Origin of the sequence: Paraburkholderia sp. MPAMCS5 (assembly GCF_036016995.1) — a bacterium.
Classification (GTDB): domain Bacteria; phylum Pseudomonadota; class Gammaproteobacteria; order Burkholderiales; family Burkholderiaceae; genus Paraburkholderia.
This window is the reverse complement of the sequence record NZ_JAYXBK010000015.1, coordinates 96,635-123,510: the sequence shown is the minus strand read 5'-3', so window position 1 is coordinate 123,510 and position 26,876 is coordinate 96,635. Positions and strand designations below refer to the sequence as shown.

General features: G+C 63.2%; 20 protein-coding genes. 15 read left to right on the top strand and 5 right to left on the bottom strand.

Annotated features, from left to right (window positions below):
- The first annotated feature begins 76 nt into the window (after positions 1-76).
- The 4 genes from VOM14_RS26075 to msrQ all read left to right on the top strand — a co-directional run bounded on the left by VOM14_RS26075 (position 77) and on the right by msrQ (position 5,402).
- Positions 77-2,275, top strand: coding sequence for a cytochrome c biogenesis protein ResB (locus VOM14_RS26075; protein ID WP_327631645.1), 2,199 nt, complete (start codon positions 77-79; stop codon positions 2,273-2,275).
- 4 nt (positions 2,276-2,279) lie between these two features.
- Positions 2,280-3,491 carry a c-type cytochrome biogenesis protein CcsB gene (gene ccsB, locus VOM14_RS26070; protein WP_327631644.1) on the top strand — a complete coding sequence of 404 codons (1,212 nt, stop codon included), beginning with the start codon at positions 2,280-2,282 and terminating at the stop codon, positions 3,489-3,491.
- A 184-nt stretch (positions 3,492-3,675) separates the two neighbouring features.
- Positions 3,676-4,671, top strand: a complete 996-nt coding sequence (gene msrP / locus VOM14_RS26065) for a protein-methionine-sulfoxide reductase catalytic subunit MsrP (RefSeq protein ID WP_327631643.1) — start codon at positions 3,676-3,678, stop codon at positions 4,669-4,671.
- A 14-nt stretch (positions 4,672-4,685) separates the two neighbouring features.
- Positions 4,686-5,402: a protein-methionine-sulfoxide reductase heme-binding subunit MsrQ gene (msrQ, locus tag VOM14_RS26060; protein WP_327631642.1), complete on the top strand. Its 717-nt coding sequence runs from the start codon at positions 4,686-4,688 to the stop codon at positions 5,400-5,402.
- 84 nt (positions 5,403-5,486) lie between these two features.
- Here msrQ and lysA read toward each other — a convergent pair whose 3' ends face one another.
- Both lysA and VOM14_RS26050 read right to left on the bottom strand, forming a co-directional pair.
- Positions 5,487-6,749, bottom strand: a complete 1,263-nt coding sequence (gene lysA, locus VOM14_RS26055; RefSeq protein ID WP_327631641.1) for a diaminopimelate decarboxylase — start codon at positions 6,747-6,749, stop codon at positions 5,487-5,489.
- Positions 6,750-6,758: 9 nt separating this feature from the next.
- Positions 6,759-7,127, bottom strand: a complete 369-nt coding sequence (locus VOM14_RS26050) for a lipoprotein (protein ID WP_327631640.1) — start codon at positions 7,125-7,127, stop codon at positions 6,759-6,761.
- A gap of 35 nt (positions 7,128-7,162) precedes the next feature.
- Here VOM14_RS26050 and cyaY point away from each other — a divergent pair, with 35 nt between their 5' ends.
- Positions 7,163-7,480 carry an iron donor protein CyaY gene (gene cyaY / locus VOM14_RS26045; RefSeq protein WP_327631639.1) on the top strand — a complete coding sequence of 106 codons (318 nt, stop codon included), beginning with the start codon at positions 7,163-7,165 and terminating at the stop codon, positions 7,478-7,480.
- A 106-nt stretch (positions 7,481-7,586) separates the two neighbouring features.
- On the opposite strand, the gene VOM14_RS26040 is transcribed toward cyaY, so the two are convergent.
- On the bottom strand, positions 7,587-9,986 hold the full coding sequence (locus VOM14_RS26040) for a penicillin-binding protein 1A (RefSeq protein ID WP_327631638.1): 2,400 nt from the start codon (positions 9,984-9,986) through the stop codon (positions 7,587-7,589).
- Positions 9,987-10,239: 253 nt separating this feature from the next.
- Between VOM14_RS26040 and pilM the strand changes: the two genes are divergently transcribed.
- The 7 genes from pilM (at position 10,240) to VOM14_RS26005 (ending at position 17,632) form a co-directional block, all read left to right on the top strand.
- On the top strand, positions 10,240-11,232 hold the full coding sequence (gene pilM / locus VOM14_RS26035; RefSeq protein ID WP_327631637.1) for a type IV pilus biogenesis protein PilM: 993 nt from the start codon (positions 10,240-10,242) through the stop codon (positions 11,230-11,232).
- Positions 11,229-11,963: a fimbrial assembly protein gene (locus VOM14_RS26030; RefSeq protein ID WP_327631636.1), complete on the top strand. Its 735-nt coding sequence runs from the start codon at positions 11,229-11,231 to the stop codon at positions 11,961-11,963. The genes pilM and VOM14_RS26030 overlap by 4 nt, the downstream gene beginning before the upstream one ends.
- Complete coding sequence (locus VOM14_RS26025) at positions 11,960-12,892, top strand: hypothetical protein (RefSeq protein WP_327631635.1); 933 nt, start codon at positions 11,960-11,962, stop codon at positions 12,890-12,892. The genes VOM14_RS26030 and VOM14_RS26025 overlap by 4 nt, the downstream gene beginning before the upstream one ends.
- Positions 12,892-14,613, top strand: a complete 1,722-nt coding sequence (locus VOM14_RS26020; RefSeq protein ID WP_327631634.1) for a type IV pilus secretin PilQ — start codon at positions 12,892-12,894, stop codon at positions 14,611-14,613. Before VOM14_RS26025 ends, VOM14_RS26020 begins: the two co-directional genes overlap by 1 nt.
- A 106-nt stretch (positions 14,614-14,719) precedes the next feature.
- Positions 14,720-15,271 (top strand): shikimate kinase AroK, encoded by a 552-nt coding sequence (aroK, locus tag VOM14_RS26015; protein ID WP_327631633.1) that lies wholly within the window; start codon positions 14,720-14,722, stop codon positions 15,269-15,271.
- A gap of 8 nt (positions 15,272-15,279) precedes the next feature.
- The gene (gene aroB, locus VOM14_RS26010) at positions 15,280-16,356 is read left to right on the top strand and encodes a 3-dehydroquinate synthase (protein ID WP_442955587.1); all 1,077 of its coding nucleotides are present in this window, start codon (positions 15,280-15,282) and stop codon (positions 16,354-16,356) included.
- Positions 16,357-16,426: 70 nt separating this feature from the next.
- Positions 16,427-17,632 (top strand): deoxyguanosinetriphosphate triphosphohydrolase, encoded by a 1,206-nt coding sequence (locus VOM14_RS26005; protein ID WP_327631631.1) that lies wholly within the window; start codon positions 16,427-16,429, stop codon positions 17,630-17,632.
- 168 nt (positions 17,633-17,800) lie between these two features.
- On the opposite strand, the gene VOM14_RS26000 is transcribed toward VOM14_RS26005, so the two are convergent.
- Together VOM14_RS26000 and VOM14_RS25995 are read right to left on the bottom strand one after the other, a co-directional pair.
- Positions 17,801-18,181, bottom strand: a complete 381-nt coding sequence (locus tag VOM14_RS26000) for a DUF883 family protein (RefSeq protein ID WP_327631630.1) — start codon at positions 18,179-18,181, stop codon at positions 17,801-17,803.
- Between the two features lie 334 nt (positions 18,182-18,515).
- A complete protein-coding gene (locus VOM14_RS25995) occupies positions 18,516-19,241 on the bottom strand; it encodes an OmpW/AlkL family protein (protein WP_327631629.1) in 726 nt (241 codons plus the stop codon).
- A gap of 187 nt (positions 19,242-19,428) precedes the next feature.
- Between VOM14_RS25995 and VOM14_RS25990 the strand changes: the two genes are divergently transcribed.
- The 3 genes from VOM14_RS25990 (at position 19,429) to VOM14_RS25980 (ending at position 26,719) form a co-directional block, all read left to right on the top strand.
- Positions 19,429-20,136 carry a transposase gene (locus tag VOM14_RS25990; protein WP_327631628.1) on the top strand — a complete coding sequence of 236 codons (708 nt, stop codon included), beginning with the start codon at positions 19,429-19,431 and terminating at the stop codon, positions 20,134-20,136.
- A gap of 295 nt (positions 20,137-20,431) precedes the next feature.
- Positions 20,432-25,135 carry a glutamate synthase-related protein gene (locus VOM14_RS25985; RefSeq protein WP_327631627.1) on the top strand — a complete coding sequence of 1,568 codons (4,704 nt, stop codon included), beginning with the start codon at positions 20,432-20,434 and terminating at the stop codon, positions 25,133-25,135.
- A 114-nt stretch (positions 25,136-25,249) separates the two neighbouring features.
- A complete protein-coding gene (locus VOM14_RS25980; protein ID WP_327631626.1) occupies positions 25,250-26,719 on the top strand; it encodes a glutamate synthase subunit beta in 1,470 nt (489 codons plus the stop codon).
- The last annotated feature ends 157 nt before the right edge of the window (positions 26,720-26,876 follow it).

Genomic DNA, 26,876 nt, shown 5'->3' with positions numbered 1-26,876 from the left:
AAAAAACAAGAAAAGGGTGGGGGCGTCGTGTCTACGGCCGCCCTTCACCCTTTTTTGCTGTTCAGTCGGAGTATGAATGAGCGTCACCACGTCGGGTATGCAGTCGAAGTCGCGCAATCGCATCGTGCGCAGCGTCGTCGAAGTATTGAGTTCGATGCGTTTTGCGATCGCGCTGCTCGTGATTCTGTCGATCGCCAGCATCATCGGCACCGTCCTCACGCAGGACGACCCTTACCCCAACTACGTCAATCAGTTCGGCCCGTTCTGGGCGGACATTTTCCGCGCGCTGAGCCTCTACACGGTGTACAGCTCGTGGTGGTTCATGCTGATCCTCGGCTTTCTGATGGTGTCGGTGTCGCTGTGCGTGATCCGCAACGCGCCGAAAATGATCGCCGACGCGAAAAGCTGGAAAGACAAAGTCCGCGAAGCCAGTCTTCGCGCGTTCCACCACAAGGGCGAGTTCGCCGTGCACGGCACGCGCGCGCAGACCGCGGCGCTTCTCTCCAAGCTCTCGGGCAAGCTCGGCTACAAATTCGTTACGCGCGAATCTGAGGGCGCGATGCTGATCGCCGCCAAGCGCGGCGCGCTGACCAAGTTCGGCTACATCTCCGCGCACCTCGCGATCGTCGTGATCTGCCTCGGCGGTCTGCTCGACAGCAATCTGCCGATCAAGCTACAAATGTGGCTGTTCGACAAGTCGCCAATCCGCGCCAACACGGTTATTAACGAGATTCCGCCGGAACACCGCCTGTCGCAGTCGAACCCCACTTTCCGCGGCTACGCGTGGGTGCCGGAGGGGCAGCACGTGTCCACCGCGATCCTGAACCAGCCCGACGGTTCGCTGATCCAGGACCTGCCGTTTTCGATCGAACTGCAGAAGTTCATCGTCGACTATTACTCGACTGGCATGCCAAAGCTGTTCGCGAGCGACATCGTCGTGGTCGATCACAAGACCGGCGCGCGCGTGCCGGCTCGTGTCGAAGTGAACAAGCCGTTCGAATATGACGGCGTGTCGATCTACCAGTCGAGTTTCCAGGACGGCGGCTCGCAAATGCAGATGACGGCCTATCCGATGACCGGCGCAAGCGCGCAAACCGCGCCGTTCGGCGGCACGATCGGCGGCAATGCGCCGTTGAGTTCGGCCACGTCGCTGGCCGACGGGCAAACTGTGGAATTCACCGATTTCCGCGCGATCAACGTTGAAAACATCTCGAACGGCAGCGGCCAGACGGACGCGCGCGGCGTCGCCGCGCATCGCTCGCTGAAGGAAGCGTTCGACGAGCGGCTCGGCTCCGGCGCGAAGACTTCCAAGCCGCTCGATCTGCACAACGTGGGCCCTTCGGTGCAATACAAGGTGCGCGACAAGGACGGCCAGGCCCGCGAGTACAACAACTACATGTTGCCGGTCGAGGTGGCCGGCGAAAAAATGTTCCTCGCAGGCATGCGTGTGAATCCGGACGACCCGTTCCGCTACCTGCGGATTCCCGCCGACAGTGGCGGCACCGTCAAGGACTGGATGAATCTGCGCGCCACGCTGGAAAATCCGACGGCGCGCGCACAAGCCGCGCATCGTTTCGCACTGCGTTCGGTGCCGCAAGCCAACGCGGAATTGCAGCAGCATCTCGAAGAAAGCGCGCTGCGCGTGCTGACCCTTTTTGCAGGCGCGGACAACAGCATCAAGATGCCGAGCGGTCAGACGGTGGGCGGCTTCCAGGCTATCGCCGGCTTTATCGATCATTCGGTGCCGAAAGCCGAGCAGGAAAAGGCCGCCGGCTTGTTGCTGCGCATGCTGGAAGGCTCGATGTGGGACTTGTGGCAACTGTCGCGCCAGCAGCTCGGCGAGCCCGAAACGCAGGCCAATGCAGACGCCAGCCGCTTCGTCCAAAGCTCGATCAACGCGATATCCGACAGCTTTTTGTATGGATCGCCGGTCTATTTGCAGCTTGACTCCTTCAAGCAGGTGCAAGCTTCGGTATTTCAGTTGACGCGCGCGCCGGGTAAAAAAGTCGTGTATCTTGGCAGCCTGCTCCTCGTGTTGGGCATCTTTTCGATGTTCTACGTGCGCGAACGGCGCCTCTGGTTCTGGCTCAAGGACACTGAGCACGGCACCCACGTCGTGATGGCAATGTCGAGCGCCCGCAAAACGCTCGACTTCGAGAAAGAGTTCGTTCAGACGCGCGACGCGGTCGGCGCCGCGCTGGGCGCCAAGACCATCGACGCATCGTCTGGCAACGCTGGCGCGCCGTTTGCAAGCTCACAAGATTCGACCCGGTAATAGCATGGACTTGACTCAGGTTTCCTCATCTTCTCCTTCATCCGCGCGGCCTGCCAAGGTGGCTGCGGAGGAAGCGCACAACTTCGCCTATTTCGACGAGCGGCCATTCCTGAAACGGCTCGGCATCGTCGACTGGCTGTTTGCGCTCGCCATGGTCGCCGGCGCCGGATTCGCGCTGTCGCGCTATCACCCGTTCATGAATTACTACGACAAGCTGGTGCTGGTGTGCGCCGTGCCGGTGTTCGTCGTGCTGGGCTGGCGCTGGAAACCGGTGCGTCCGCTGATGGCGGGCATCGCGGCGCTGTCGCTGCTCGCTATCCAGATCTATCACGGCGATCTGAGCCGCGCCGACAACGCGTTCTTCCTGAAATACTTTCTGTCGAGCCAATCCGCGATTCTGTGGATGAGCGCGCTCTTCGTGTTCGCCACCGTTTTCTACTGGATCGGCTTGCTGTCGCGCTCGCCCACGGGCGCCGCGATCGGCTCGAAAATGACCTGGGCTGCGGTGCTGATGGGCTTCGTCGGTCTGATGGTGCGCTGGTACGAGTCATACCTGATCGGCGCTGACGTCGGCCATATTCCCATCTCGAACCTGTACGAAGTGTTCGTGCTGTTCAGCCTCATCACCGCGCTTTTCTATTTGTATTACGAGCAGCACTACAACACGCGCGCGCTCGGCGCCTTCGTGCTGCTGGTGATCAGCGCCGCCGTCGGCTTCCTGATGTGGTATTCGGTCGCTCGCGACGCGCAGCAGATCCAGCCGCTCGTTCCGGCCCTGCAAAGCTGGTGGATGAAGATTCACGTGCCGGCGAACTTCATCGGCTACGGCAGCTTCGCGCTGTCGGCCATGGTCGCCGTCGCATATCTGGCGAAGCAGCGCGGCGTGCTGGCGGACCGCCTGCCGGCGCTCGAAGTGCTCGACGACGTCATGTACAAGTCGATCGCGGTCGGCTTCGCGTTCTTCACGATTGCGACGATTCTCGGCGCGCTGTGGGCGGCGGAAGCGTGGGGCGGCTACTGGAGCTGGGACCCGAAGGAAACGTGGGCGCTGATTGTCTGGCTGAACTACGCGGCGTGGCTGCACATGCGCCTGATGAAAGGCCTGCGCGGCGCGGTCGCGGCATGGTGGGCGCTGACGGGCTTGCTGGTGACGACCTTCGCCTTCCTTGGCGTGAACATGTTCCTCTCGGGCCTGCATAGTTACGGCAAGCTGTAATACGCGCCGTCTTTCATCCGACAAAAAACCGCCGCGTGTTTCGCACCGGCGGTTTTTTTATGACTGGCGGAATATTTGCATGAGGAAGGTGTTCGTCAAGAGAGCACGCAGGGATGGCCCGACCGCGAGTATCACTTTGGCCCCGGTAGATGTCTGAACCGCGAGGCCGGCAAGGAGCAGCACGATGTGGATCAAGCGAAGCGACAGCATTCAACTCATCGGCGATGACATCGCGCGCAGCGAAATCACGCCGGAGCACATTTTCCTGAATCGGCGGCGCGTGTTGCAGGCGGCCGGCGCAATGGCGCTCGGCGGCCTGATCGGCGTGAACGGGGAGGCGCTGGCCGCGTATTCGTCGGCCGATCCGAAGGCGCAGAAACTGGCGGCGAAAACCAACACGAAGTTCGTGGCGCTCGACAAGATCACGCCGTTCAAGGACATCACCACTTACAACAACTACTACGAGTTCGGCACCGACAAGTCCGATCCGGCGCAACACGCGGGCACATTGCGTGCGCGTCCGTGGAAGGTGAGTGTCGAGGGCGAGATCAAAAACCCGAAGGTGTACGACATCGACGAGTTGCTCAAGCTCGCGCCGCTTGAGGAACGCGTGTACCGGCTGCGCTGCGTCGAAGGGTGGTCGATGGTGATTCCATGGATCGGCGTGCCCTTGTCCGAGTTGATCAAGCGCGTGCAGCCGACCGGCAACGCGAAATACGTGCAGTTCATCACGCTGGCCGATCCGTCGCAAATGCCCGGACTGTCGACGCCGATCCTCGACTGGCCGTACTCCGAAGGTCTGCGCATGGACGAGGCGATGAACCCGCTCACGTTGCTCACCATGGGCGTGTACGGCCAGGTGCTGCCCAATCAGAACGGCGCGCCGGTTCGCGTGATCGTGCCGTGGAAGTACGGCTTCAAGAGCGCGAAGTCGCTCGTGAAAATCCGCTTTGTCGAGAAGCAGCCGCCGACTAGCTGGAACACGTATGCGTCGAACGAATATGGCTTTTATTCGAACGTGAATCCGAATGTGGATCACCCGCGCTGGAGTCAGGCGACCGAGCGGCGTATCGGCGAAGACGGCTTTTTCACGCCCAAGCGCAAGACCTTGTTGTTCAACGGTTATGGCGATCAGGTCGCGTCGCTGTATCAAGGCATGGATCTGAAGAAAAACTTTTGAGCCGCGCGACGACGATGACTTCCGATACGCAACCTGTCACCCGCACCGAACGCGTCGCGCCGCGCGCGGCATCGCACGCGCGCGCGCCCTCGGCGGCAAGACGGCCGGCGGCGGGCTCGCGCTGGGTCGTGCCCGCCAAGATCGTCGTGTTTATCGCGGCGTGGTATCCGCTCGCACGCATCGTGCTATTCGGCATGACCGACCGGCTGGGCGCGAACCCGATCGAGTTCATCACGCGCTCCACGGGGCTTTGGACGCTGGTGTTTCTGTGCATCACCCTGGCCGTGACGCCGTTGCGCCGGCTCACGGGCATCGCGGCGTTCGTGCGTTTTCGCCGCATGCTCGGGCTGTATGCGTTCTTTTACGCGGCGCTGCATTTCACGACGTATCTCTGGTTCGACAAGTGGTTCGACGTCGCGGAAATCGTCAAGGACATCGGCAAGCGGCCGTTCATCACCGTCGGTTTTGCGGCGTTCGTGCTGCTGATCGCTCTGGCCGCGACGTCGCCGCGCGCGATGGTGCGTAAGCTCGGCCGCCGCTGGCAGACGCTGCATCGCGCGATCTATGCAATCGGCGCGCTGGCCATCCTGCATTTCTGGTGGATGAAAGCAGGCAAGCACGACCTGATCCTGCCGAAAATCTACGGCGCGATCATGGTGGCGCTGCTCGGTTGGCGTCTGATCGTGTGGCTGCGTGAGCAGATGCGTGACCGCAAGCTAAAAGCGCGATAACCGCGCCCGCACATAAAAAAGGCGATGCCGCGTTGGCATCGCCTTTTTTATGTGCAGCCGCTTTGGCAAGCGTTCTGCAGCTGGTTACGCCGGCAAGATCGTTTCGCCCGCAAAGAGTTGCTGGACTTCCTCGCGTGCGCGGACCACGTGTGCTTGTGTACCATCAACCATCACTTCCGCCGCGCGCGGTCGCGTGTTGTAGTTGGAACTCATCACGAAGCCGTAGGCGCCTGCCGAACGGATAGCGAGCAGATCGCCGGGTTCGACGGACAGCAACCGCTCACGCCCGAGCCAGTCGCCGCTTTCGCAAACCGGTCCGACGACGTCGTACACATGCGCCGGCACTTCGCGCTTAACGACGGCGTCGATGGCGTGATACGCCTCGTACATTGCCGGGCGTGCAAGCTCGGTCATGGCTGCGTCGACGATCGCGAAGTTCTTTTCAGCGCCGGGCTTCAGGAACTCGACGCGCGTCAGCAGCACGCCTGCATTGCCCACCAGCGAACGGCCCGGCTCGAAATACACTTCACGATGACCGTGACCGCGCGCCTCGATCCGGTCGAGCACCGTGCGCACGAAATCGCCGATGTCCGGCGGCGTTTCGTCGTCGTAGGTAATGCCGAGACCGCCGCCCACGTCGATGTGACGAATCGTGATGCCGTCCTGCTCGATCTGTTCGACCAGCTCCAGGACTTTGTCCACGGCGTCGAGATACGGCGCGACTTCGGTAATCTGCGAGCCGATATGGCAGTCGATGCCGACCACGTCCAGATTCGCCATGGCTGCGGCGGCGCGATAGGTGGCGCGTGCTTCTTCGAACGCGACGCCGAACTTGTTCGACTTCAGCCCCGTGGAAATGTACGGATGCGTCTTTGCGTCGACGTCGGGATTCACGCGCAGCGAGACCGGCGCCTTCTTGCCCGTTTCCGCGGCCACTGCGTTCAGGCGATCGAGTTCCGGAATCGATTCGACGTTAAAGCATTTGACGCCGGCCGCGAGCGCCTCGCGCATTTCGTTCGCATGCTTGCCGACGCCGGAAAACACGGTGTTTTCCGCTTTACCGCCGGCTGCCAGCACACGCGCCAGTTCGCCGCCCGACACGATGTCGAAGCCCGCGCCGAGACGCGCGAACACGTTCAGCACCGCGAGATTGCTGTTGGCCTTGACGGCCACGTGCACGCTCGCGCGGCGGCCGGCGCACGCGCCCGCATATGCGTTCCACGCGTTGGTGAGAGCGGCGCGCGAATAGACGTAAAGCGGCGTGCCGAACTCTTCGGCGAGTGAAACGGCGGACACGCCTTCGGCGTGAAGCACGCCGTTCACATAGTCAAATGCGGATGAAGTCATGCGAAAGTCTTATTGAGCGGGAGTGGCGGCGGAAGCCGGCAGCGAGTCCGACTGTGTAGCTGACGCAGCCGAAGCGGCGGATGCCGACGACGCCGACAGTTCCGTGGCCGGCGAAAGCGAAAGCGGCGTGCCCGAGGTGTCGGGAATGGAACTGTTGTCGGACGCGGATTCGGCGCCGGGTTTCACTTCGTCAGGCGAAGGCGGTTGCGTGCGGTCGATCGGTTTGGCCGGCAATGGCGGCACGCTGGGCAAATAGAGCGAACCGCGTTGCCCGCAACCGGCGAGCGAACCGCCGAGCGCGCAACCTGCGAGAATGGCTAAACCCGCTACAATCGCGCGGCCGGGCGCCGCCGCGCGCATCCGAGATACGACTCGCATGACTGTCCCTGAATGAATAATCGACGGAGTTTAGCATGTCCGATAGTGATTACCTGACCCGCGCGGAAGCCGCGCTAGCCGCCATCGAACGCGATCTGGACGACACTGAGGCCGACATCGAACTCGAGCGCAGCGGCAATGTGCTGACTCTCGAATTCGCGAACCGCACGAAGATCATCGTCAACCTTCAGCCGCCGATGAGCGAAATCTGGATCGCCGCGAAAGCGGGCGGTTTTCACTTCCGTTTCGTCGATGGCGAGTGGCGCGATACGCGTAACGGAAACGAGTTTTTCGCGGCGCTGTCCGAATACGCCACGCAACAGGCTGGCGAGCCGGTTCACTTCGAAGCCTGAGCGCGGAGTTCCGGTGCACGGCCTAACCGTGCTTGCATAGGGCGATAAAAAAAGCCGCCGCGCAAATGAAGCGCGGCGGCTTTTTTTCTGCACGCGGGCCGTTGCGTCAGTGGCCGCGGAACAGATTCATGATGTCCTGCTTCTCCTGCTCGCCGACCTGCGCGGGCGCGGCGCCGGACGCGCCGCTCGTTTGCGCGTCGAGTGCCGCCTGACTGATGCCGACCGTCGGGACGAAGCCGTTGCCCGGCGTGAAGTCGTCGAAATATAGTTCCGAGCCGATCTCGGTCACGCCGTCGGGCATCGGCATCTTGTATTCGGGCACGCCTTTGAGGGCGCGTCCCATGTACTCGATCCACACCGGCAATGCGAGGCCGCCGCCGGTTTCCTTGTCGCCGAGCGTGCGCGGGTTGTCGTAGCCGATCCACGCAATCGCGGTGAGCGTGTGCTGATAGCCGGCGAACCAGGCGTCGCGCGAATCGTTCGTCGTGCCGGTCTTGCCGCCGAGGTCCGTGCGTTTGAGGATGTTGGACTTGGCGCCCGTGCCGCGTTGCGCGACGCTTTGCAACAGGCTGTTCATCACATACGCGTTGCGCGGCTCGATGGCGTGCGGCGCGCTCTGTTCCGCGACGAGCGGCTGCGCATGCGCGACCACGACACCACGTGTATCCGTGACTTCGGCAATCAGATACGGATTGACCCGATAGCCGCCGTTTGCGAACACGGAGAACGCGCCCGCCATCTGCAACGGCGTGACGAGACCCGCGCCGAGCGCCATCGGCAGATAAGCGGGATGACGGTCCGCGTCGAAGCCGAAGCGCGTGATGTACTGCTGCGCGTACTTCGTGCCGATGTGGTTGAGGATACGAATCGACACCAGGTTTTTCGACTTCTGCAACGCGGTGCGCATGGTCATCGGGCCGTCGAAACCGCCGCCGTAGTTTTTCGGCTCCCAAGCCTGGCCGCCGGTCTCGGCGGCGCTGAAAAAGAGCGGCGCGTCGTTGATCACGGTTGCCGGTCCCAGCCCTTTTTCGAGCGAAGCTGAATAGATGAACGGCTTGAAGCTCGAACCCGGTTGACGCCACGCCTGCGTCACGTGATTGAACTTGTTCTTGTTGAAATCGAATCCGCCGACGAGCGCGCGAATCGCGCCGTCCTGCGGCACGACCGAAATAAACGCGCCTTCCACTTGTGGCAATTGCGTGATCGCCCATTGGCCTTCGTCGTTCTTGACCAGCCGGATGATCGCGCCGGGCCGCACGCGCTGATTCGGCTGGGCGCGCGCGCTCAGTGCAAATTGTGCAAAGCGCAGGCCGTCGCCCTGAATGGTCGCGACATTGCCGTCGATAAACGTGGCCTGCACCTGCTTCGGACTCGCGGCGGTCACGACGGCGGCAATGATCTCGCCGTTGTCCGGATGTTCGAGCAGAGCGTCGTCGATAGCCTGCTCGCGGTCGTCCGCGTCGGACGGCAGGTCAATGAACGCTTCCGGGCCGCGATAGCCGTGACGCCGTTCGTAGTCCATCAGCCCTTTGCGCAGCGCGTGGTAAGCGACGTCCTGGTCGGCGGAGTCGATCGTGGTCACGACATTGAGGCCGCGCGTGTACGCTTCTTCGCGGTATTGCGCGTACATCATCTGCCGCACCATTTCCGCGATGTACTCGGCGTGCACGCTGAATTCCTTGCCGGCGCCCTTCACGACCAGCGGTTGACGGCTTGCTTCGTCGTATTGCTGCTGATTGATGTAATGCAGTTCGTACATGCGTTGCAGGATGTACTCCTGACGCACCTTCGCGCGCTTCGGATTCACCACCGGGTTATACGCGGACGGCGCCTTCGGCAAGCCGGCCAGCATGGCGCACTCCGCCAGCGTCAAATCCTTCAGATCCTTGCCGAAGTACACGCGCGCCGCGCTCGCAAAACCGTACGCGCGCTGACCGAGATAGATCTGATTCATGTACACCTCGAGAATCTGATCTTTCGAAAGCCTCGACTCGATCTTGTACGCGAGCAGCATCTCGTAGATCTTGCGCGTGTAGGTCTTCTCGCTCGACAGAAAGAAATTGCGCGCCACCTGCATCGTGATCGTGCTCGCGCCTTGTGTGGCATGGCCGTTGGTGAGCGCCACGATGCCGGCCCGCGCGATGCCGGTCAGATCGACGCCGCCGTGGTCGTAGAAACGCGCGTCTTCGATGGCGAGCACCGCCTTTTTCAGATTGTCGGGCACGTCCTGAATACGCACGATGTCGCGCCGCTCTTCGCCAAACTCGCCGATCAGCACATGGTCGGCCGTATAGATGCGCAGCGGCACCTTCGGCCGGTAGTCGGTGAGTGCGTCGAGCGACGGCAGGTTAGGCGTGGCGACGACAAGCGCATAACCGAGCACCAGCAGCACGCACACGATGCCCGCAACGATCAACCCGAAAAAACCGAGCATGAGCTTCAGCCACAAAGGGCGTTTGCGCTTCTGCGGCGCGGGCGGCGGAGACGTGGGAGACGTGGATTGCATATAGGCACCAAAAAACAGTCCCGCGATTATAGCCGCCTCGCTTTTCAGCTTTCGGCATGCTTACTGACAGTTCTTCACAAGTCCTTGTGCCGCGCGGGATGGCTCTTACTGTAGCCGCTTTGATGCTCGCCAGGGCGTCTGCTGTCCAACGTTGGCCATTCGGCTGAGTGTCGCTAGGACGGGCGCTTACGCACAATTCTTCCTCGCTACTCGCGTTCGAATGGTTCGCCGCGTGAGTCTCAGGGAGGGCGTAATGACGTTAAGAAATTCATGGCTCGAAGCCGTGCAGGCAGGTGTGCAGCGTTTCGCTGCCGGTATCGATGTCGGTTCGCAAAATGTGCGGCTCGTCGTGGTGAGTCAGCGTGCGCGCGCTTGCGCTTCGTTGCAGATCGAATATGTGTGCACGGTGCCGCTTGCCGCGAATGCCATGGCCGGTGCCGAGATCGCCGACCGGCATGCGGTCGCGCGCGCGTTGCGCGACGCATTCGCGGGATTGCCGCAGTCGTGCGCGACGCAGTCTTTGCGATGCGCGATGGCAGTGCCCGCGTCGGCCACATTGACGACCACAGTGCCGCTCGCGCGGCTCGTCGCGCAAAGCGGTTGCTCGGACGACGGCGGCCATGAACTCGCCGAACTCGAACCGGCGGTCATGAGCGAAGTGGAACGTATCGCGGGGCTCGAGCGGCACGCGCTGGCCGTCGACTGGTTTGTCGAAGACAACCCTTCGCCGGTTCGCTCAGTGACCATTGCCGCGACCGCGAGGCAGCATCTCGAAGCGCGAATCGAATGCGCGGCGGCTGCGGGCATTTCGCTTACCGCCATCGACGGCGAGCCGCACGCCGCTCTGCGCGCCATGCGCTATGCGGCGAGTTACGAACTCGATCCGCACGAGCCGTATGTCGCGTTGTGGATCGGCACGGACGGCGTGCATGGCTGGCGCCTCGTCGACGACCGCATTGCACGTGAAATGCGTTATCCCGCGCCTGAGCATGCCGATTTCGCCGACGCGTTGCGCGACCTCGTGCACGGCCCCGAACTCGATTGCGCATTGGTGAGCGGCGAAGTGGATTTACTCGAGGGCGTCGGCTTTTCGATGGCCGATATGGCGGACGTCCTGGGCTGCACCGTGCTGCCGTTCGAATGCGGAGCGCTCGCCGGTCCCGCGCGTCGACAGAACGATCCGTTGGTGTATGAGCCGGCCGGCGCGGTCGCATTCGGACTTGCGCTGCGCGGGGTGGCCGAATGAGCGCCGCGGTGCGGGATGCAGGGCGGCTAGACGTAGCGGCGCAATCGCATGGGGCGCGCGATGTCCGCGCATTGAAACCATGGTCCGGCGGCTTCAATCTGTTGCCATACAGGCAACGCAACGCGCGGCTCGCGCGTCGGCGATGTCTGATTGCATGGGCCGCCGCCGCGCTGACGGGCTGTGCGGCGGTTTCCGCGCTGGCCGGATATCAGGCGCTGGAGAAGGCGCGCCTCGATGCTGAGCGCGTGTCGAACGAGCAATCGCTTGCGCGGCTCGCGGGGCCGCTCGCCGAGCACACGCGACTACTGCGCGCCCGAAATGAGCAACGCAGTGAAGCCGCGCGCGCAAAGGGCCTTTCTGGCCCGCTCACCTATTTGCGCGATCTGCTGGATGCGCTGAGTTTCGAGCCCGGTGACGGCGTGTTGTTGCAGCAGCTTCGCCAGCGCGATCACGAGACGGAACTGGTCGCCACCTCGCGAGCGCATATCGATTCGGCGAGGTGGCTCAAGCATCTCGGTGCGATTCGCGGCGTGACGGGCGCGGAGATGAGCGAGTCGCATCGCGCGTCGCCGCATGGAAACGCCAATGCGAATCCAGGTGTGAGCCCGACCGGCGCAACAGAGTTCGGCGCTCGTCTGCATTGGGACGACACCACGAAAAATACGGCCAGGGGCGTGAGCCTCGTGGCATTGCCGAATGCCAGGGCCGACCGCATTGGAGGTTCGAAATGAATATGACTTTTGCGGACTTCGGCGGGGTGGAAAGCGCGCGGCTGTCGCTGTCGCATTGGCTCAAACATCTGCGTGCGCCACTTCATACATGGAGTGCGCGTCGCCGCTGGACGGTCGCTCTGCTGATTGCGCTCGTGGTGTTTGGCCTCGGCGCACATGGCTGGATCGTGGCCGATCTCGGCCGTCTGGACGCGAGCCGCGCTGCGCTTCGGGCAAGCGCGGCCCATCTCGCGGATGCAAAGCGTGCGCTCGCGCAATTGCCCTTGTTGCGGCGCGAAGGCGCAGCGGCGGAGGCTTCGCGTTCGTCTTCGCCGACGCCGACGTCCTGGACTTCAGCCGACGACGTGCGCGCCGTCTCCGAACTCGCCGCGCAAAACGACGTCGTGCTGCTCGCTGTCGAACCCGGAATCGCGACCGGCGCAGGGGCGCAGAGCGAGCGTCCGCTGCGGCTCTCTGCGCGCACCGACTTCGTCCATCTGATGTCGCTTCTTCGCGGCCTATCGGACCTGCCGGTGTTGATGATTCCCGTCGACGTCATCATCAAGCGGGAAGCAACCTCGCTTGCGGTAAGCGCGACGCTGCGCGTGTACAGCGGCTTGCGCCCGCCGCCCTCGACGCTCTCCGTGCAGGAACTCGCCGACGCTAGTCTTGATTCGGATAACGAAAAAGATGTCGTGTTCTTCGACCCGTTCTCGGCCGCGCAAATGCAGGCGGCAAGCGGCGAGCCGGGGCTCTCGTCACTGCGCCTGGTCGGCTTGCTGCACGATCGCGCGCGCGGTCTCGCGTTGTTCGACACGCCGGACGGCGCGACCATTGTCGAGTCCGGGCAGCAGATCGGCGACGAGCGCGTCACGCAGTTCGACACGTTCGGCATCACGCTTGCCAATGGCGATGCAACGCGCTCGCTCGCGCTTCCGGAGGCTTCCTGATGATCGTTGCGAAGCTGTTGCGCATGGACGCACGAACCTCTACCGGCGATGCCGCGTTGTCGAACATGCGCGCGTGTGCAGGTGTCTGCCTGTCGATCAGTCTGAGCGTGGGCGCGGCGCTTCACGCAGGCGTCGCGCATGCCGCGCTTCCGGCGCTGCCGCCGTTGCCTGCCTACATGTCGCCCGACGAAACGGCTGCGGCATCCGAAGCGCCGTACAACACACCGCCTTTACCGAGTGGCGTCGGTGCGCAAACGCCCAATCCATTCCGCAACGATTCCGCGGACGACGCCACCGGCTCGCGCATTGCCACGCCGGCCGCCGAAAGCCGCGCTGACGACGCGCCAGACGACGCGGACGGCTCCGTGCCTCTGGGCAAACCGTCGGCGGCGGCCGCAGCGCACGAGACCGCCGCGACGACCTCGGCGCTCGAAGGTCCGCCCGTGCCGTTGCCGCCGCTCGCGCGCCTGAGCGCAGCGCCCAGGACCGCTGCCGACGCCTCGCTCGCCGCAGACGACAAACCGATCTCGCTGAACTTCCAGCGCGCCGAACTTGGCGTCGTGCTGAATGCGTTTGCGCAGTTCACCGGGCTGAACATCGTCGCCAGCGAGAAAGTGCGAGGCGCCGTGTCGCTGCGGCTCGACAAGGTGCCGTGGCGCGTCGCGTTCGACACCTTGCTCGAGGTCAACGGTCTCGTGATGGAGCGCCACGGCAACGTCGTGTGGGTCGCGCCGATCGCGGATCTGGCGGCGCGCGAGCGGCAGCGCTTCGAGGCTCACGCGCGGGCCGCCGATCTGGAGCCGCTCGCGAGCCGCACGTTCGAGCTGCACTACGCGCGCGCCGAGGACGTGCGGCGCGTGCTGACCGGTTCGGGCAACCAGCGCGTGCTGTCCAAACGCGGCGCCGTGACCGCCGATCCGCGCACCAATCTGCTGTTCGTCACCGACCTCGAAGGCCGCCTCGCGCAGATCGCCGCGCTGCTCGCTTCCGTCGACCGGCCGACGCGGCAGGTGCTGATCGAGGCGCGCATCGTCGAGGGCGAGCATGGTTTTTCGCGCAACCTCGGCGTGCGGCTTTCGATGGCAGGCACGAGCGCCGACGGCACGACGAGAGGCGTGAGCGGCGGCAAGGACGGACTCGTCTACGATCTGTCGGCGCGGCCGATTGCAGGCTTCGACGCCGCGACGGCAGGCCTCACGCTTTTCGCGGCGGGCGCCACGCGGCTTCTGAACGTCGAATTGAGCGCGTTGGAGGCCGAGGGGCGCGGCGAAATCGTCTCCAGCCCGCGTGTCGTCACGGCAGACCGGATGAAGGCCGTGGTCGAACAGGGCACCGAGCTGCCGTATCAGGCGAAAGTCGGGCAGGGCGTGTCGGGCGTGCAATTCCGCCGGGCCACGCTGAAGCTCGAAGTCGAGCCGCAAATCATGCCCGACGGCCGCGTCGTGCTGGATCTGGACGTCGCCAAGGACAGCGTCGGAGAACAGACCGACGCCGGCCCCGCGATCAACACCAAACACGTGCAAACGCGGGTCGAGGTCGAGGATGGTGGTACGGTGTCGATCGGCGGAATTTACGCGACCGACGGCCGGGACGATGTGACTCGCGTGCCGGTCTTGGGCAAAATACCGCTTTTAGGCGCTCTTTTTCGTCATCGGGCTCATCGCGACCAGCGCAGCGAACTGGCTGTTTTCATCACGCCGCGCGTCGTTCAGACGAATTAGGGGCATGCTGCCGCCGCCGGACCCCGGCGGCGCGCAGGCTCGACAAGGCAGCCGCTTTGCCAGTAAGCTGCGGCACGAACCATACCGGATTAGCCAGAGGACACCGTTGCAAGCGCGGGACGCACACGCCAATGTATTTTTTGTAGGGCTCATGGGGGCAGGCAAGACCACCGTGGGCCGGGCCATTGCGCGCCGTCTCGATCGTCCGTTCTTCGATTCCGATCACGAAATCGAAGCGCGCACGGGCGCGCGCATTCCTGTGATCTTCGAGCTGGAGGGCGAAGCGGGCTTCCGCGAGCGCGAGGCGCAAGTCATTGCCGAACTCACCGAGCGCGACAATATCGTGCTCGCGACCGGCGGCGGCGCGGTGTTGCGGCCGGAAAATCGCGGGGCGCTGCAAAGCCGCGGCATCGTGATCTACCTGCGCGCCAATCCGCACGATCTCTGGCTGCGCACGCGGCGCGACAAGAATCGCCCGCTTTTGCAGACCGAAGACCCCAAGGCGCGCCTCGAAGCGCTCTACGAAATACGCGATCCGCTGTACCGCGAATGTGCGCATTTCGTCATCGAAACCGGCCGGCCTTCAGTCAATGGTCTCGTCAATATGGTTCTGATGCAGCTCGAGATGGCCGGCGTCGCCAAACATCCTGCGTCATAATGGACCGTATGATTACCGTCAACGTCGAACTGGGCGACCGCGCCTACCCCATTCATATCGGTGCCGATCTGATCGGCCAGACTGCGCTGTTCGCGCCGCATATCGCGGGCAACTCGGTCACCATCGTCACGAACACCACGGTCGATCCGCTCTACGGCGACGCGCTGCGCGCCGCGCTCGCGCCGCTCGGCAAGCAGGTGTCCACCGTCGTGTTGCCCGACGGCGAGGCGTACAAGAATCTCGACACCCTGAATCTGATATTCGACGCGCTGCTCGGCTCGCGCGCCGACCGCAAGACCACGCTGATCGCGTTGGGCGGCGGCGTGATCGGCGACATGACGGGTTTCGCGGCGGCCTGCTACATGCGCGGCGTGCCGTTCATTCAGGTGCCGACCACGCTGCTTTCGCAGGTGGATTCGTCGGTGGGCGGCAAGACCGGCATTAATCATCCGCTCGGCAAGAACATGATCGGCGCGTTTTATCAGCCGCAAGCCGTGATCGCCGATATTGGCGCGCTGCGCACGCTGCCCGCGCGCGAACTGGCGGCGGGCATCGCCGAAGTCATCAAGACCGGCGCGATTGCGGACGCCGGTTTTTTTCGCTGGATCGAAGCGAACGTCGAAGCGTTGAATCGCTGCGAACCCGAAGCGCTCGCCGAGGCCGTGAAGCGTTCGTGTGAGATCAAGGCGTCGGTGGTGGCGCAAGACGAGCGCGAAGGCGGGCTGCGCGCCATTCTCAACTTCGGCCACACGTTCGGCCACGCGATCGAAGCCGGGCTCGGCTACGGCGAGTGGCTGCACGGCGAGGCAGTCGGCTGCGGAATGGTCATGGCGGCGGATCTGTCCGTGCGCCTGAACTACCTCGACGAAGCGTCGCGCAAGCGGCTCGTCGACGTGATCGTGGCCGCGAAGTTGCCAACCCGCGCGCCGGCGCTCGGCGAATCGCGCTATGTCGAACTGATGCAGGTCGACAAGAAAGCGGAAGCCGGCGCGATCAAATTCATTCTGCTGAAGCGTTTCGGTGAGACGCTCATCACTCAGGCGCCCGACGCCGAGGTGCAGGCCACGCTGGCCGCCTCAGTCTGACAAGGCAAGGCGTTTTACCCAGCATCGCGCACCCGCGTCGAGCGGCGCCGCCCATGTTTCGGAGAACCCGGTGACAGACAGGCGCAGCGACGATGTAAAGCAGCAACCCGCGGCGGACACGGCGGCGCTCAGCGCGCCTACTCAGGAAGCGCTCGAAGCGCATCTCGCGCCCTACGCCGCGCATTCGGCGCAATCGCGCGGGCGCCGCTATCCCGAAGCGCCGCCGAGCGCGCGCACCGAATTCCAGCGCGACCGCGACCGCATTGTTCATTCGACGTCGTTTCGCCGGCTCGAATACAAGACGCAGGTCTTCGTGAATCACGAGGGCGACCTGTTCCGCACGCGTCTCACGCATAGCCTCGAAGTGGCGCAGATCGCGCGTTCCGTGGCGCGCAATCTGCGCGTCAACGAAGACCTCGTCGAAGCCATTTCGCTTGCGCACGATCTCGGTCATACGCCGTTCGGCCATGCCGGCCAAGATGCGTTGAACGAATGCATGCGCGAGCACGGCGGCTTCGAGCACAATCTGCAAAGTCTCGCAGTCGTGGACGATCTCGAAGAACACTACGGCGGGTTCAACGGCCTGAACCTCTGTTTCGAAACGCGCGAAGGCATTCTCAAGCATTGCTCGCGCGAGAACGCGCGGCGACTGGGCGCGCTGGGCGAGCGTTTTCTGGAGGGACGTCAGCCGTCCATCGAAGCGCAGATCGCGAACGTGGCCGACGAAATCGCCTACAACAATCACGATGTCGACGACGGCTTGCGCTCGGGCCTGCTCACCATCGGGCAACTCGCCGAAGTCGAGCTATGGCAAACGCACTACGAAGCCGCGCGGCGCGACTATCCGCACATCGAGGGCCGCAGGCTGATCCACGAGACGGTGCGGCGCATCATCAACACGTTGATCGTCGATCTGATCGACACGACCAAGCTGAATCTCGTCCGTCATGCGCCGGATTCGCTCGACGCCGTGCGCGCCTCGCCGCCGCTCGTCGCGCATAGCGAGGCGATTGCCGTGCAGGCGGCGACATTGAAGCGCTTTCTGTTCAAGAACCTGTATCGGCATTACCGCGTGATGCGCATGGCCAACAAGGCGCGGCGCGTCGTCGTCGGTTTGTTCGACGCGTTCACCGACGATCCGCGTCTCCTGCCGCCCAGCTACCATTCCACCGATGCCGCGCTGCAACCGCGCCTGATCGCGCATTACATCGCGGGGATGACGGACCGGTACGCGCTAAAGGAGTATCAGCGGCTCTTCGTGATCGACGATAACTGAGCGCGAAACGACGCGCGTCATCGCGCGTATTACTGCTCGCATAACCGGACGCGCGCCGGAACTCGCCGGTGGCTTCCGGCTACCCCGTATCACGCGAATTCAGCGCGACTCCGCGCACAGCCGGCGCGGAGTCGCGTGCGTTCTACAGCATTCCTGGCAACGCGATTTTCAGCGCAAGCGCGAGGCGAACAACGCGCCCGCAATCAGCGCCACGCCGCCGACGATCGCAAGCGTCTGCCACGGATTTTCGTGCACGTAGTCGTCGGCGCCGGCGAACGCGACGCCGGCGCGGTCGCGCATGGCGTCGCGGGTATCGTTCAAGCGGCTACGCGCGGCGTCAAGCTGCTTGCTCAGCTTGCCGCGCAGCGCTACGGCGTCGGCCTGAGTGCCGTCCGCCAGCGTCGATTCCAGTTCCGACATTAGCGTGCGCAGTTCACTTGCAATATCTTCGGCCGCATGCCGGCCGTGGCGCGCGATGCGCCGCGCACGGCGGCTCGTGCTGGTCCAGGATTCGCCGAGGGCGTCTCGCGTATTCGGAAGTGCTGTCATGGTCGCTCCGTCGATGAGGTGAAAAAATGCCCACGTTCACGGCTACGCTCAAACCACGCGCAACATGGGAAACACCAGCCGAACGCAACTTCGGTGCCAAACGGGACGACCCGGCAGAGCGGGGCGCGCGCGGGCGTTTCGTCAGCACATATTGCACAAACGCCCCCGGGCGCGGGTCAAATTTACAAACGCCCGAACCGCGCGGCGCGGCATGGGCAAGAGGCGCGCTTGTTTTCAGGGCGCGTAATGAAAAACGCCGCCATTTGACGAGATGACGGCGTTGCAAGCCACGCGAATTCGACTACCCTAGTCCAACAGCTTCGCTCGACGTACGTTAGAAACGGTAACCGATGTTGACGTAAGTGACGATCGGGTTCAGCTTGATCTTGGTCTGCGATTGCACTGTGAGCGTACCGACCGGAGTCTGGGCCTGCGTGTTCAGTTTGGCGGTCGTGCTGAGCGGCAGGTACGAGATCGAGAAGCCCGCGAACCAGTGTTGGTCGAACGCGTACGTGAAACCTGCATTAAACACCGGCTCCCACGAACTATCCGTAGTGACGCTGGTCGGACCATGCAAGACGTTCGATTCAAATGCGCCGTTGGTGATCTTCTCGTCGGTGAACCAGATGCGGCTCACGCCGACACCGAGGTACGGCCGGAAGGTCGCAGTCGGCGCATTGAAGTAGTACTTGAATAGCAGAGTTGGGCTCCACTGTTTCGCCTGGCCCAGCTTGCCGAATTGTTCGAGCTTGCCTGTGCCGTTCAGGTCGAACGTCGGCGGGTAGCCAATCACGAATTCGGTCGCAATGTGATCGGTGACGAAGTAGCCCGCGGTGAGGCCAAGGGTGTCGGCCGAACTGAGCGAGGCTCCGGTATCGGTTTCCGTGGTGTTGGTCGGGGCGCCGCCGATGCTTGTTACGCGCAAGGGTTCGCTACTCGATTGAGGCGCAAGATGCAACCAGCCTGTTGAGACAAAAAAGCTACCGGCCGATTGCGCGTGTGCTGCCGTTGTCATGCTGGCCAGCACCGCGATCCCCGTTACGGCCTGTTTTAATTTCATATGTGCTCCTCCAAAAAAGGCCCGCTCATTATGACCAGAACGTTTGAAACTCACCATACGCGGCGGTTAGAGCTTTCTCCCTAAGCCGCGCGCGCTTTCTGGCCTGGCCGCGCCGCGCCGAATCTCCGGTGCATGCGGCTTCTCGGACCTTCGGGTATGTACCAACGCGACTATCGGATATTCCAGCATGGCACGGCTTGCACGTCTTTATGTTCCTGACCAGCCGCAGCACGTCATCCTCCGCGGACTCGATCAGCAGCCCGCGTTCGTCGACGACCAGGACTATGAACTCTTCATCGACTGTTTGAAAGCGGCTTCGCGCGATCATCACTTGTCCATCCACGCCTATGCGTTGATGCCGGGCGCGGTTCAACTGCTCGTCACACCCACCGAGGAATCGAGCCTCCCCAAGGCGATGCAGGCGGTGGGGCGCCGTTACGTGGCGCACTTCAACCGCCGTTACGCGCGCCGCGGCACGCTGTGGGAAGGGCGCTACCGCGCTACGGTGATCGAGGGCGAGCGGTATTTCCTGCTGGCGAGCCGCGTCGTCGAAATGTGCCCGGTGCGCGCGCAGCTCGCGAGCGCGCCTGAAGATTACCGCTGGTCGAGCTACCGGCATCACATCGGTCTCACGCTCGACAGTCTGATCACCGACCATCCGCTCTACTGGTCGCTCGGCAATACGCCGTTCGAGCGACAGAGAGCGTACCGAGAACTGTGCGAGCAGCCGCTCGACGAACGCGAGGCAAGTCAGCTTCAGCAGGCCACGCTAAAGGGCTGGGTGTTGGGCAGCGAGACCTATCGCGAATGGGCGGCGCGCGCGGCGAACCGGCGCGTTTCGCCGCTGCCGCGCGGACGGCCGCGCAAGGTGCGCGAGACGCCGCAAACGCAATAAGCGAATCGAATCAGATATTTACACTTGAAACGGCATCCACGTATGCCGTTTTATTTTGCCCGTTAATGATATGGCACCAATTAAAATGGACCGCAATGCACCAATTTGATAATTGGGGTTCTATCATGACGTTTTATTTGCTATTCCATTGATTCGTCGCGTATATTCCGAATTCCGGCGTTTTCGATATGCACGGCAGTCCGCATCCGAAGCGCCTTCGCCGTTGCAAGTGTGCACGTGCGGCAATAGAAAAACGGTTTAACGGCCTGTCCGGCCCCTCACAGACGGTGTCCCCATGAACGACCACCAGCAACCGATTCACCCGGTTCCCGCCGCGCAAGGGTTGTACGACCCGCAAAACGAACATGACGCCTGCGGCGTCGGCTTCGTTGCCCACATCAAGGGCAAGAAAAGCCACGAGATCATTCAGCAAGGCCTGAAGATTCTCGAGAACCTCGACCACCGGGGCGCGGTCGGCGCCGATCCGCTCATGGGCGACGGCGCGGGCATCCTGATCCAGATTCCCGACGGGTTCTATCGCGAGGAAATGGCCCGGCAGGGCGTGACGTTGCCGCCGTACGGCGAATACGGCGTCGGCATGGTGTTTCTGCCGAAGGAACACGCATCGCGCCTCGCCTGCGAACAGGAACTGGAGCGTACGGTCAAGGCCGAAGGCCAGGTCGTGCTCGGCTGGCGCGATGTGCCGGTCGACCACACCATGCCGATTTCGCCCACCGTCAAGGCGAGCGAGCCGCTGATCCGCCAGATCTTTATCGGCCGCGGCAAGGACATCATGGTGACCGACGCGCTCGAACGGAAGCTGTACATCATCCGCAAGACCGCGAGCCACCGCATCCAGGCGCTCAAGCTCAAGCACGGCAAGGAATATTTCGTGCCGTCGTGCTCGGCGCGCACGGTCGTCTACAAGGGGCTGCTGCTGGCCGGCCAGGTCGGCGTGTATTACCGCGACCTGCAGGACGAGCGCACTGTGTCGGCGCTCGCGCTCGTGCACCAGCGCTTCTCGACCAACACGTTCCCGGCTTGGGAACTGGCTCACCCGTACCGCATGATCGCCCACAACGGCGAAATCAACACGGTGAAGGGCAACGTCAACTGGCTGAACGCCCGTACCGGCGCAATCGCGTCGCACGTGCTCGGCGACGACCTGCCGAAGCTGTGGCCGCTCATCTATCCGGGCCAATCCGACACGGCCTCGTTCGACAACTGTCTCGAACTGCTGGTGATGGCCGGCTACCCGCTCGTCCACGCAATGATGATGATGATCCCGGAAGCCTGGGAACAGCACACGCTGATGGACGACAACCGCCGCGCGTTCTACGAATATCACGCCGCGATGATGGAGCCGTGGGACGGCCCCGCCGCGATCGCCTTCACCGACGGCCGTCAGATCGGCGCGACGCTCGACCGTAACGGTCTGCGTCCGGCGCGCTACATCGTCACGGACGACGACCTCGTCATCATGGCGTCGGAAGCGGGCACGTTGCCGATTCCCGAGTCGAAGATCGTCAAGAAGTGGCGTCTGCAGCCGGGCAAGATGTTCCTGATCGACATGGAACACGGCCGCATCATCGACGACAAGGAACTGAAGGACAACCTCGCGAACGCCAAGCCGTACAAGAGCTGGATCGACGCCGTGCGCATCAAGCTCGACGAAATCGAGCCGAACGCCGAAGACGTCGCCACGGAACGCCGCGAAGCCGCTGCCTTGCTGGATCGTCAGCAGGCGTTCGGCTACACGCAGGAAGACCTCAAGTTCCTGATGGCGCCGATGGCGCAAGCCGGCGAGGAAGCCGTCGGCTCGATGGGCAACGACTCGCCGCTCGCGGTCATGTCCAACAAGAACAAGACGCTGTATCACTACTTCAAGCAGCTGTTCGCGCAGGTCACGAACCCGCCGATCGACCCGATCCGCGAAAACATGGTGATGTCGCTCGTGTCGTTCATCGGCCCGAAGCCGAACCTGCTCGACACGAACAACATCAACCCGCCGATGCGTCTGGAAGTGTCGCAGCCCGTGCTCGACTTCAAGGACATCGCGAAGATCCGCGCGATCGATCAGTACACGGGCGGCAAGTTCAGCTCGTACGAACTGAACATCTGCTATCCGGTCAGCTGGGGCAAGGAAGGTATCGAAGCGCGTCTCGCGTCGCTGTGCGCGGAAGCCGTCGATGCAGTCAAGTCCGGCTACAACATGCTGATCGTGTCGGACCGCAAGACCGACCGCGACAACGTCGCGATTCCGGCGCTGCTGGCCACGGCCGCGATTCACACGCACCTCGTGCAGCAAGGCCTGCGCACGAGCACGGGTCTGGTCGTCGAAACCGGCTCGGCGCGTGAAACGCACCACTTCGCGCTGCTCGCGGGCTACGGCGCGGAAGCCGTGCACCCGTACCTCGCGATGGAAACGCTCGGCCAGCTCGCAGCCGGCCTGAAGGGCGATCTGTCGGCGGACAAGGCGGTCTACAACTTCACCAAGGCAGTCGGCAAGGGCTTGCAGAAGGTCATGTCCAAGATGGGCATTTCGACCTACATGTCGTACACCGGCGCGCAGATTTTCGAAGCGGTCGGCCTTGCCGAAGAACTCGTGCAGAAGTACTTCAAGGGCACGTCGTCGAAGGTCGGCGGCATTGGTCTCTTTGACGTCGCGGAAGAAGCGATCCGCCTGCACCGCGACGCGTTCGGCGACAACCCGATCCTCGCGAACATGCTCGACGCGGGCGGCGAATACGCGTACCGCGTGCGCGGCGAAGAACACATGTGGACGCCGGATGCGATCGCCAAGCTGCAACACTCGGCGCGCAGCAACTCGTATCAGACGTATAAGGAATACGCGCATCTGATCAACGATCAGACCAGGCGTCACATGACGTTCCGCGGCCTGTTCGAATTCAAGTTCGATCCGACCAAGGCCATTCCGCTCGACGAAGTGGAATCGGCGAAGGACATCGTCAAGCGTTTCGCGACCGGCGCGATGTCGATGGGCTCGATCAGCACTGAAGCGCACGCCACGCTGGCTGTCGCGATGAACCGCATCGGCGGCAAGTCGAACACCGGCGAAGGCGGCGAGGACGCGAACCGTTACCGCAACGAACTGCGCGGCATTCCGATCAAAAACGGCGACACGATGAAGTCCGTGATCGGCGAGGAAGTGATCGTCGACATTCCGCTGAAAGACGGCGATTCGCTGCGCTCGCGCATCAAGCAGGTCGCGTCGGGCCGTTTCGGCGTGACGGCGGAGTATCTCGCGTCGGCCGATCAGATCCAGATCAAGATGGCGCAGGGCGCGAAGCCGGGCGAAGGCGGTCAATTGCCGGGCCACAAGGTGTCGGACTACATCGGCAAACTGCGTTACTCGGTGCCGGGCGTCGGCCTGATTTCGCCGCCGCCGCACCACGACATCTATTCGATCGAAGATCTGGCGCAGCTCATTCACGACCTGAAGAACGTCAATCCGGCCTCCAGCGTCTCGGTGAAGCTCGTGTCGGAGTCGGGCGTCGGCACGGTGGCCGCAGGCGTCGCGAAGGCGAAGGCCGATCACGTCGTGATCGCGGGCCATGACGGCGGCACGGGCGCGTCGCCGCTGTCGTCGGTGAAGCATGCCGGCACGCCGTGGGAACTGGGTCTCGCGGAAACGCAGCAAACGCTGGTGCTGAACCAGTTGCGCGGCCGTATCCGCGTGCAGGCCGACGGTCAGATGAAGACCGGCCGCGACGTCGTGATCGGCGCGCTGCTCGGCGCGGACGAATTCGGTTTCGCGACGGCGCCGCTCGTCGTCGAAGGCTGCATCATGATGCGCAAGTGCCATCTGAACACGTGCCCGGTCGGCGTCGCGACGCAAGATCCGGTGCTGCGCGCGAAGTTCCAGGGCCAGCCGGAACACGTCGTGAACTTCTTCTTCTTCGTTGCGGAAGAAGCGCGCGAAATCATGGCGCAACTCGGCATCCGCAAGTTCGACGATCTGATTGGCCGCGCCGAACTGCTCGACACGAAGAAGGGCATCGAGCACTGGAAGGCAAAGGGTCTCGACTTCTCGCGCGTGTTCTATCAGCCGCAAGTGCCGGCTGAAGTCGCGCGCAAGCATGTCGACGTGCAGGACCACGGTCTCGACCGCGCACTCGACCACACGCTGATCGAGAAGGCGAAGGCGGCGATCGAGAAAGGCGAGCACGTGTCGTTCATCCAGCCGGTGCGCAACGTGAACCGCACGGTCGGCGCCATGCTGTCCGGCACGATCGCGAGCAAGTACGGCCACGACGGCCTGCCCGACGACGCGATCCACATCCAGTTGAAGGGCACGGCGGGCCAGAGCTTCGGCGCGTTCCTCGCGAAAGGCATCACGCTGGATCTGGTCGGCGACGGCAACGACTACGTGGGCAAGGGCCTGTCCGGCGGCCGCATCATCATCCGGCCGACCAACGATTTCCGCGGCAAATCGGAAGAAAACATCATCTGCGGCAACACGGTGATGTACGGCGCGATCGAAGGCGAGTCGTTCTTCCGCGGCGTGGCGGGCGAGCGTTTCTGCGTGCGTAACTCGGGCGCGATGGCCGTTGTCGAAGGCACGGGCGACCACGGGTGCGAATACATGACGGGCGGCACGGTGGTCGTGCTCGGCGAAACGGGCCGTAACTTCGCGGCCGGCATGTCGGGCGGCGTCGCGTATGTGTTCGATCCGGAGAGCACGTTCGCGGGCAAGTGCAACAAGTCGATGGTCGCGCTCGATCCGGTCTTGCAACAAGCCGAACAGGAACGCACGGTCGACAAGGGCCTGTGGCACCGCGATACCACCGACGAAGCGCTGCTCAAGGGCCTCATCGAGCGTCACTTCCAGTTCACCGGTTCGCCGCGTGCGAAAGCGCTGCTCGAAAACTGGGACGCGTCGCGCCGTCAATTCGTGAAGGTGTTCCCGACCGAATACAAGCGCGCGCTGGGCGAACTCGCCGCGAAGAAGGCGAACAAGGAAGTGCTCGCCGCGTAAATCGCGCCGTTTTTCGTCAGTAGACGTCACCTTTAGCCGTACCCGCCGCCGCTCCGTGTTCCGAAGGGCGGCGGGTCCAGATTACCCCTAGATACAGATAGAGAAGAGAACCACATGGGCAAGGCAACCGGTTTTCTCGAGTTCGAGCGCCGCCACGAGGCGTACGAAGCTCCGCTCACGCGTGTGAAGCACTACAAGGAATTCGTCGCGGCACTCACCGACGACGAAGCGAAAATTCAAGGCGCGCGTTGCATGGACTGCGGCATTCCGTTCTGCAACAACGGCTGCCCGGTGAACAACATCATCCCGGACTTCAACGACCTGGTGTTCCATCAGGACTGGAAGAACGCGATCGAAGTGCTGCACTCCACGAACAACTTCCCGGAGTTCACGGGCCGCATCTGCCCGGCGCCGTGCGAAGCGGCCTGCACGCTCGGCATCAACAACGATCCGGTCGGCATCAAGTCGATCGAGCACGCGATCATCGACAAAGCCTGGGCCGAAGGCTGGGTCGCGCCGCAGCCGCCGAAGCACAAGACCGGCAAGAAGGTTGCCGTGGTCGGCTCGGGTCCGGCGGGTCTCGCCGTCGCGCAGCAACTCGCGCGCGCGGGCCATGACGTGACGGTGTTCGAAAAGAACGACCGCATCGGCGGTCTGCTGCGTTATGGCATTCCCGACTTCAAGCTGGAGAAGTGGCTGATCGACCGTCGCATGCGCCAGATGGAAGCCGAAGGCGTGACGTTCCGCGCGAATGTGTTCGTCGGCAAGGAAGGTTCGCTGCCGTCCTGGATCGGCAACACGGCGAAGGAAACCATCACGCCGGACCAGTTGAAGGAAGACTTCGACGCGGTGGTCGTCGCCGGTGGTTCGGAAACGCCGCGCGATCTGCCGGTGCCGGGCCGCGAGCTGGAGGGCATCTATTACGCGATGGAATTCCTGCCGCAGCAGAACAAGGTCAACGCCGGCGACAAGGTGCCGAACCAGTTGCTCGCGAAAGGCAAGCATGTGGTCGTGATTGGTGGCGGCGATACCGGCTCGGACTGCGTGGGCACGTCGAACCGTCATGGCGCGAAGAGCGTCACGCAATTCGAACTGCTGCCGCAACCGCCGGAAGAAGAGAACAAGCCGCTCGTGTGGCCGTACTGGCCGATCAAGCTGCGCACGTCGTCGTCGCATGACGAAGGCTGCTCGCGCGATTGGGCGGTTGCGACCAAGCGCCTCGAAGGCAAAAACGGCAAGGTCGAGAAGCTGATCGCGGCGCGCGTCGAATGGAAGGACGGCAAGATGCAGGAAGTGCCGGGCTCGGAATTCGAAATGAAGGCCGACCTCGTGCTGCTCGCCATGGGCTTCACGCAGCCGGTCTCGCCAGTGCTCGAAGCGTTCGGCGTCGACAAGGACGCGCGCGGCAACGTGCGCGCCACGACGGAAGGCGACAAGGCGTACTACACGTCGGTGGACAAGGTGTTCACGGCGGGCGACATGCGCCGTGGCCAGTCGCTGGTGGTGTGGGCGATTCGCGAAGGCCGTCAGTGCGCGCGTTCCGTCGACGCTTTCCTGATGGGGCATTCGGAACTGCCGCGTTAAGCTATTTATCTACGGCCGGTTTTCGTCTTTCAAGGCGGAAACCGGCCAATGCTTGCAGGACAAGGTGGAGACGACGCTGTGCCCGGCAAGTGATGCATCAAGCGGGCGCATCGAGCGGTATCAAAGCAGTCAGAACAAAGCCGGGCACCTGAGAAGG

Bases quoted from the DNA above. Each gene is read 5' to 3' on its own strand.
- VOM14_RS26075 (WP_327631645.1), top strand. From the start codon at position 77: ATGAGCGTCACCACGTCGGGTATGCAGTCGAAGTCGCGCAATCGCATC.
- ccsB (WP_327631644.1), top strand. From the start codon at position 2,280: ATGGACTTGACTCAGGTTTCCTCATCTTCTCCTTCATCCGCGCGGCCT.
- msrP (WP_327631643.1), top strand. From the start codon at position 3,676: ATGTGGATCAAGCGAAGCGACAGCATTCAACTCATCGGCGATGACATC.
- msrQ (WP_327631642.1), top strand. From the start codon at position 4,686: ATGACTTCCGATACGCAACCTGTCACCCGCACCGAACGCGTCGCGCCG.
- lysA (WP_327631641.1), bottom strand. From the start codon at position 6,749: ATGACTTCATCCGCATTTGACTATGTGAACGGCGTGCTTCACGCCGAA.
- VOM14_RS26050 (WP_327631640.1), bottom strand. From the start codon at position 7,127: ATGCGAGTCGTATCTCGGATGCGCGCGGCGGCGCCCGGCCGCGCGATT.
- cyaY (WP_327631639.1), top strand. From the start codon at position 7,163: ATGTCCGATAGTGATTACCTGACCCGCGCGGAAGCCGCGCTAGCCGCC.
- VOM14_RS26040 (WP_327631638.1), bottom strand. From the start codon at position 9,986: ATGCAATCCACGTCTCCCACGTCTCCGCCGCCCGCGCCGCAGAAGCGC.
- pilM (WP_327631637.1), top strand. From the start codon at position 10,240: ATGACGTTAAGAAATTCATGGCTCGAAGCCGTGCAGGCAGGTGTGCAG.
- VOM14_RS26030 (WP_327631636.1), top strand. From the start codon at position 11,229: ATGAGCGCCGCGGTGCGGGATGCAGGGCGGCTAGACGTAGCGGCGCAA.
- VOM14_RS26025 (WP_327631635.1), top strand. From the start codon at position 11,960: ATGAATATGACTTTTGCGGACTTCGGCGGGGTGGAAAGCGCGCGGCTG.
- VOM14_RS26020 (WP_327631634.1), top strand. From the start codon at position 12,892: ATGATCGTTGCGAAGCTGTTGCGCATGGACGCACGAACCTCTACCGGC.
- aroB (WP_442955587.1), top strand. From the start codon at position 15,280: ATGATTACCGTCAACGTCGAACTGGGCGACCGCGCCTACCCCATTCAT.
- VOM14_RS26000 (WP_327631630.1), bottom strand. From the start codon at position 18,181: ATGACAGCACTTCCGAATACGCGAGACGCCCTCGGCGAATCCTGGACC.
- VOM14_RS25995 (WP_327631629.1), bottom strand. From the start codon at position 19,241: ATGAAATTAAAACAGGCCGTAACGGGGATCGCGGTGCTGGCCAGCATG.
- VOM14_RS25990 (WP_327631628.1), top strand. From the start codon at position 19,429: ATGGCACGGCTTGCACGTCTTTATGTTCCTGACCAGCCGCAGCACGTC.
- VOM14_RS25985 (WP_327631627.1), top strand. From the start codon at position 20,432: ATGAACGACCACCAGCAACCGATTCACCCGGTTCCCGCCGCGCAAGGG.
- VOM14_RS25980 (WP_327631626.1), top strand. From the start codon at position 25,250: ATGGGCAAGGCAACCGGTTTTCTCGAGTTCGAGCGCCGCCACGAGGCG.